Annotated in this window: 5 protein-coding genes; all 5 read right to left on the bottom strand. The window is 67.4% G+C overall.

The features are described from left to right. Positions 1–169: 169 nt before the first annotated feature. The 5 genes from VNT50_RS13490 to VNT50_RS13470 are packed head-to-tail and all read right to left on the bottom strand — an operon-like array spanning position 170 to position 6,551. Entirely contained in the window at positions 170–1,699 is a 1,530-nt protein-coding gene (locus VNT50_RS13490) for a hydroxymethylglutaryl-CoA lyase-like TIM-barrel protein (protein WP_325485626.1), read from the bottom strand. A gap of 1 nt (position 1,700) precedes the next feature. After that, positions 1,701–3,083 (bottom strand): ATP-binding protein, encoded by a 1,383-nt coding sequence (locus VNT50_RS13485; RefSeq protein ID WP_325485625.1) that lies wholly within the window; start codon positions 3,081–3,083, stop codon positions 1,701–1,703. After that, complete coding sequence (locus tag VNT50_RS13480; RefSeq protein WP_325485624.1) at positions 3,080–3,586, bottom strand: acetyl-CoA carboxylase biotin carboxyl carrier protein; 507 nt, start codon at positions 3,584–3,586, stop codon at positions 3,080–3,082. Before VNT50_RS13480 ends, VNT50_RS13485 begins: the two co-directional genes overlap by 4 nt. Beyond that, positions 3,583–4,689 (bottom strand): PEP/pyruvate-binding domain-containing protein, encoded by a 1,107-nt coding sequence (locus VNT50_RS13475; RefSeq protein ID WP_325485623.1) that lies wholly within the window; start codon positions 4,687–4,689, stop codon positions 3,583–3,585. Before VNT50_RS13475 ends, VNT50_RS13480 begins: the two co-directional genes overlap by 4 nt. 14 nt (positions 4,690–4,703) lie before the next feature. Then, positions 4,704–6,551 (bottom strand): PEP-utilizing enzyme, encoded by a 1,848-nt coding sequence (locus VNT50_RS13470; protein ID WP_325485622.1) that lies wholly within the window; start codon positions 6,549–6,551, stop codon positions 4,704–4,706. Positions 6,552–6,588: the final 37 nt, after the last annotated feature.

Below are 6,588 nucleotides of genomic sequence, written 5' to 3'. Positions count from 1 at the left end.
CACTCCCAGAAGGAGGACACCTCGTCGACGGACCAGCGCCACAGGTCGCGGTACGTGGTCAGATCGACCCCGCGCTCGTCGCGCAGCCACCGCATGAAGCCGATCATTCGCGCCCGCGCGATATCCGCCTCGGTCGGCGTCCACGTGACCGCACCGGGTGCATCGGGGCTCATCGTGCGGCACCGGACTCGTGTTCGGCGCGAACGAGCTCGATCTCGTCGCCTCCTCTGACGACACGCAGGTGTTTCCAGTTGGGGAGTCGTCGTACCGCATCGACGAAGTCCGTGGCGCTGGATGCGCTCGCGCGCGGCTGCCACCCGGGGGCCGAGCCAGAGGCGAGGACCGACTCGAGCACGTCCTCGGCCATGACGAGCCGCAGCAGCAGCTCCTCTTCGTCCAGCGTTCGGCCGAACCGCTTCGCATAGTCGGCGTGCAGCTCGTCGAGCGTTCGCGAGTCGGGATCGTGCTGCAGCTCTCGCGCACGTGGCAGGGACGTCACGCGTTCGACGACATCGGGTGCGATCGGGCCAACGGGCGTGCCGAACTGGCCGAGCACGAAGCGCACCACCTCGTCGGGGATCCGCGAGTACCGGTCTTGCCCACTTCGTTCCGCGAGGACGTTCATCAGCGCCTGACTGCCGACGAACTGGCTGAAGGGCGTCACCATGATCGGATAGCCGAGATCAGCGCGCACCCGCTTGGCTTCCTCGACCACCGCGGGCACCAGCTCGACCATCCCCAGCTCACTGAGCTGACGGCGCAGCGTGCCCATCATCCCGCCGGGAACCTGGTGCACGTGGGGTCGCAGATCGAACGGCATGATGGGGCCCGGTTCCAGGCGCTGCTGCGCGGCCATCGCGCCGATGATCTCGCCGGCCTCGGCGAGCGCCGCGCGGTCGAGATCGAGGGCAACACCCGCCGCCTCGAGGTTCTGAATCGTGGCCTCCAGCTGGGGCTGCGCCGTGCCGTTGGACAGCGCTCCGATGCCGGTGTGCACAGCATCCACGCCGAGGGCGACCGCGCGAAGATAGACGAGCGGGGCCTCGCCCGTCGTGCAGTGGCCATGCAGTTCGAGCGGCTTGCCCACGACGGCATCCCTCATTCCGCTGACCAGGCTTGCCGTTCGCTCGACCGTCAGGAGGCCACCGGGATCTTTGATGTAGACCGCGTCGATGTTCGGGTCGGCGGAGAATCGACGTGCGGCGTCGAAGTAGGCCAGGTCGGTGTGCACCGGGGACTCCGTGAACGTCGTCGCGGCGACGACGATCTCGAATCCCTCTTCCTTGGCCCACCGCGCGACGGTGCTGACCGAGGCCACCTCGTTCATCGGGTCTGCGATCTGAAGCCGACGAAGCCCGTGTCGGGCCATGAGGCGCAGCGACATGCGCATCACCGTCTCGGACGCACGTTCCCAGGACATGAAGCGCATCCCGGTCGTGATCGCCGACAACGGCGTGCGTGGGGCCGCCGCCCGTGCCCGTGAGATCCGCTCCCACGGGTTCTCGCGGTGCGTCTTCGACCCCATCAGGAGATTGGTCGAGCTGGTGTAATCGATCGCGGCGAGGCCGATGCGGTCGATCGCGGCGAGGGCGGTCTCGGCCATCCCCGTGGTGACGCCGACAGCGCCCCAGAGGGATTGATTGCCATCGCGCAGGCTCGTATCGACGAATGTCAGGCGTGCGTCTTGTGACTCGGACACATCAACGCTCCTCTGCGGGTCGGTCATGCGTTCCCCAGATCTGCTCGAACCACGTGGTCGTGACGGGGCCGCCCATGAAATCGGCGTGGCCGAGCACCATCTCGTGAACGGGCAGCGTTGTCGGAATGCCTTCGATCCGGGTGCGTTCCACCGCGGACCGCAGCGCGGCGATGGCCGCGGGCCGATCCGCTGCTCGCACGATGAGTTTCGCCATCAACGAGTCATAGAAGGGCGGGAAGTCCTCGCCGGAGCCGATGTGTGTGTCGATTCGTATCCCGGGGCCGCGAGGAAAATCGACGGTCGCGATCCGGCCCGGCGCGGGCAGGAATCCGCGGGTCGGATCTTCGGCGTTGATCCGCGCCTCGATGACCACCGAGGAGGGAACCGCGGCGACCTCGGGCAGGCCGGGGTCGCGGCCGAGGGCGAGCAGGAGCTGCGCGGCGACCAGGTCCACGCCATAGGCTTCCTCGGTGACCGGATGCTCGACCTGGATCCGCGCATTCATCTCCAGGAAGACGACGTCGGAGCTTTGCGTGTCGACCAGGAACTCCACCGTCCCCGCTCCGCGGTAGCGGAGATCCCGAACGAGAGCGCGAGAGGACTCATGGAGGACTTGTCGGCGGGCGTCGTCGATGTCCGGTGCAGGACACTCCTCGATCAGCTTCTGGTGTCGTCGCTGCACCGAGCAGTCCCGATCGCCGAAGATCTTCACTCCGCCCTCGCCGTCGCCGAAGACCTGCACCTCGACGTGGCGGGCCGCACCATAAAATCTCTCCGCGTACAGGGCTCCCTCGCCGAACGCCGCCTTGGCCTCCGCCTCCGCCTGAGGAACCACTCGGCGCAGTTCGTCCTCGTCGTTGGCGAGGCGGATGCCGCGTCCGCCGCCGCCGTGAACGGCCTTCACGAGGAGGGGAAACCCGACGGCGATGCTGCGACGAACGACTTCCTCGATGTCGGCCGCGTGCGGTAGGGGCTCCGCCCGGGCCACCGGAACCCCGACTCGCACCGCGACCTCGCGCGCGCTCGCCTTGTCGCCGATCGCGCGGAGCGTCTCCGGCCGCGGACCTGCGAAGGCAATGCCTTCTGCCTCGAGCATTTCGCAGAGGAGGGGCTGCTCACTGAGAAAGCCGTAGCCGGGGTGCACCACGTCCGCGCCGGATTGCACGGCGGCCTGGGCGACGACCTCTGGGGCGAGGTACGAGGCATTCGCCGCGCTCGGCCCGATGACGACCGCCCGATCGGCACGGCGAGCTGCCAGGCTTTCGCGGTCGGCGACGCTGACGCCGACCACGGCCTCGGCACCGATGCGATGAGCTGCCTCGACGATGCGAACCGCGATCTCTCCCCGGTTGGCGACGAAGACGACGGGCCGCTCGGCACTCATTGCGTCTCGTCCACGTACGCGAGCGGCTGACCGAACTGAACCGCCTCGCCGTCGGCGACGGCGAACGACAGAATCCGGCCCGACACTCCCGCAGTGACGGGATTCATCATCTTCATCACTTCGATGATGCCGATCGTCCGGTCTGCGTCCACCTGGTCGCCCTCGGTCACGAACGGGTCGCCTCCAGGGGAGGAGGCGCGGTAGAACACGCCGAGAATCGGCGACGGGACAGGCGTTCCTGCGGGTGCGTCGTCGGGGTCGCGGGGCGCCGCAACGGGTCGTTCTTGCGCTGCGACATCGGCTTCGCTCGGCGTGCTCGTCGTCGTGCCGGAGTCGGCGCTGACGTTCGATGGGGTCGCCTGGCGGGCGCTGAGCGGCGCGCCCTTGGACAGCTGGACGGTGAGGTCCCCGAGCCGGACGGTCGCCTCGGTGAGGCCGCCTTCATCGAGGCGGGTGATCAGCTCGAGCAGCTGATCCCAGGTGGGAGTCTCGGAATCAGTCACTTGCGCGGCTCCCCGATGGCGCCCGCGAGGAATCCGAGCAGGTTGGCACCCGGCACCGGCGCGGATTTCTGCTCTTCGCGGCGCATCTTCCAGCTCGTCTCAGGCCTCGACTGCAGCAGCATCACCGCCGGCTCCCCGCCCTGTCGGCGCTCGAGTGCCCATTCGATGTCCTGAGGGCAGCCGTAATGGGCCTCGACGCGCAACCCGATCGCTGCGACCTGCTGCACCTCCTCGTCGCTGAGTGCGGCCGCCGCTCGACGCTCGGCGTCGACCTCCCGGAGCACAACGCCCCGGTGATCGTCCGCGGGAACGTATTCGTGTGCCTTCTCCGCGATCCGGCTGCTCACGATGCGGAAGTCGGCCTTCGAGACCCGGTATTCGTCGGGCGTGACCTCGCCCGAGACCACCGCCTGGCCCAGTCCGTAGCTCGCATTGATCGCGATGATCGAGCGGTCGCCGGTCGAGGGGCTCACCGTGAACGTCACACCCGCGACATCCGCCTCGGCCATCGCCTGGATCGCGACCCCGATGCGCGAGGCCGCCGCCCCCTGGGCGGCGTCCATGCTCGATCGGTAGGCGATCGCCTGCGGTGTGTACAGACTCGCCCAGCACTCGCGTACCTTCGCAACGACTTCGTCGGCGCCGACCACCCAGAGGTAGGTCTCCTGCTGTCCGGCGAAGCTTGCGACGTCACCGTCCTCATCGACGGCGGAGGACCGTACGGCGACCGCGATACCGCTGTCTCCGCCCGTGCCCCGCGCGCCGGCGACCGTCTGCGACAGCTGTGCATATGCGCCGCGGATGGCGTCCTCGATGTGCGGCGGGAGCGGTCCTGCGAGGATCAGCTCCGCGGCGCGCTGGTGCGCGCTCTGCAGTTCCGCTGGGCCCGCACCCCGCGTTCCGGTCACGACGTCCACGAGTTCGTGCCGCAAGGTCGACGCATCGCGGAAGTCCTCGAAAGCGGCGACCGTGACAGCGAAACCGGCCGGTACCGGGAGACCCGCTGCGACGAGCTCGCCCAGACTCGCGCACTTGCCGCCCACCCGCTCTCGGTCCTCCGCTCGGAGGAACGAGAAGCCGATCGTGTAGCGATTCTCTTCCATGATGCTCTTCACCTTCAGTCGAGGATCGTGACGGTACCCTTGTTGCCGTCCACGCGGATCCGCTGCCCGTTCTTGATCGTGTGAGTGCCGAACCCGGTTCCCACCACCGCGGGGAGCCCGTACTCGCGCGAGACGATCGCCGCGTGGCACATGATGCCGCCGATGTCGCACACAGCGCCCTTGATGCGTCCGAAGACAGGTGTCCAACTCGGGCTCGTGACCGGTGCGACGAGGATCTCGCCCTCCTGGACGGTGTCGAGCTGGTCGGGACGCAGCACGATGCGAGCAGGGCCTTCGGCGATGCCGGGAGAGCCGGCGAACCCCTCCAGGATGCGGCCGCCCGCATCACCGTCCTGGGCGGCGAGCCAGCGATCCACGGTCTCCGGAGTGATTCCCCACAGCATGATGGTGAGCGGCTCGTCGACCTTGTCGGGAACGGGGCCGAGCGCGGGCGGCGGGTTCCATGCATCCAGGGCGGCATAGATCTCTCGCCGGCGCTGGATGATCTCGGGCAGATAGAACCCGCCCTGGGGACGTGACCCCGATCCCCACGCCATCTGCAGATCGACCACCGCTTCTTCGACCTCCGCGCGGCGAAGATAGAAGATGTCCTCGATGTCGGCCCAGAAGCCCCATTCGACGAACTTCGCGCTGAACTCACGGACCTTGTTCCAGAACTTCGTCATGAACCAGTGCTCGATGTAGAAGTTGTGGTTCTCGACATAGGGGAACACGGTCCGAGACAGGGCGAGGGCCGCGTCGAACGAGGGGACGACATCCGGGTCTAGGAGAGACCGGTAGCGGCTCACGATCTCGTCTCGATCGGCCTGCAGTGCCTCGAGTTCACGCTCGAGGCTCTCGCCGCGACGCAGAGCGGCGACGTAGTCGTTGATCGCCTGCAGGGGAAGCGACATGTCATCGACCCAGCTCCCGTGCGAGTGATACATGCCCGATCCGTACGAGAAGTAGAACCACGGGTCGATCGCTTCATCGAGCGAGGCAAGCCACTCGCGTCCCGCCTCGCTGGAGCCGAGGGCCTCGCGCACTTCGGATTCGCTCGTGACGTCCCGGAGCAGGTCGGAGACGCCGAGCTCCTCCGCCCTTCGGGCCAGCGCGCGCAGCTCGTTGTCGGGGCGGAAGAGCAGCACGTCGATGCCGGACACCATGCGCGAGATCGTCTGATCCTCGATCTCGGGGAAGTGCTGCTTGCACAGCATGAGGAATTGAAGGTAGGCCGTGTATCCGAGGTTCAGGAACTCGGAGTGCAGCGTCCAGATGACGTCGCACGCCTCGAGCGTCCGATGGTACGCCGCCAGGAAACGATTTCCCTGGGTCGGCCCGGGTGCCGAGAGCACGTAGTCGCGCGACTCGAACTCGTCGAGGGTCGGCACCACGATGTCGTCAATGGCGCGGACCGCAGCGGTGACCCGTTTGGTCCATTCCTCGTAGAGGCTGTCCCAGTTCGCGAAGTAGTGGCCGGCTCGCACGGCGAACTCCTCGGCCCGGCGGGCCTGGGTCTCCGCATCAGGTGCCGGGACGGTGGACATGTAGGTGTAGCCGTTGATCACGCGCACCTCGAGGCCGAGGGCGGGAGGCAATGCGAACACCCGGGCGTTGGTGACGCCCGTGCCCGTGAAGGAACCGTCGATGGTGAGGTGATCGAACGGATAGGAGACTTCGGGGAAGTGCAGCGAGTTGCGGAACCAGGTCTTGGCAGAGTCCTCCTCGCGCCGCGACTCCAAGAAGAGGTTGTGGTAGGCGTACATGTCCCGCCACCCCTCAGCGCCCTCGGGAGTCTCGATCGAGTATGGCGCGGGAAAGCTGCGCTCACCCTTTGCGGTGGCGATTGGATCATTCGACATGGTCACTCCCTCGTGAACGTGGCTGGTGTAAGACGAG

It is taken from the genome of Microbacterium sp. (assembly GCF_035554235.1).
Classification (GTDB): Bacteria; Actinomycetota; Actinomycetes; order Actinomycetales; family Microbacteriaceae; genus Microbacterium.
Note: the sequence above shows the minus strand (reverse complement) of the source record. Positions and strands in the feature narration are given on the sequence as shown.

Excerpts from the sequence above, each read along its gene's own strand:
- VNT50_RS13485 (WP_325485625.1), bottom strand. The coding sequence starts at position 3,083 with ATGAGTGCCGAGCGGCCCGTCGTCTTCGTCGCCAACCGGGGAGAGATC.
- VNT50_RS13475 (WP_325485623.1), bottom strand. The coding sequence starts at position 4,689 with ATGGAAGAGAATCGCTACACGATCGGCTTCTCGTTCCTCCGAGCGGAG.
- VNT50_RS13470 (WP_325485622.1), bottom strand. The coding sequence starts at position 6,551 with ATGTCGAATGATCCAATCGCCACCGCAAAGGGTGAGCGCAGCTTTCCC.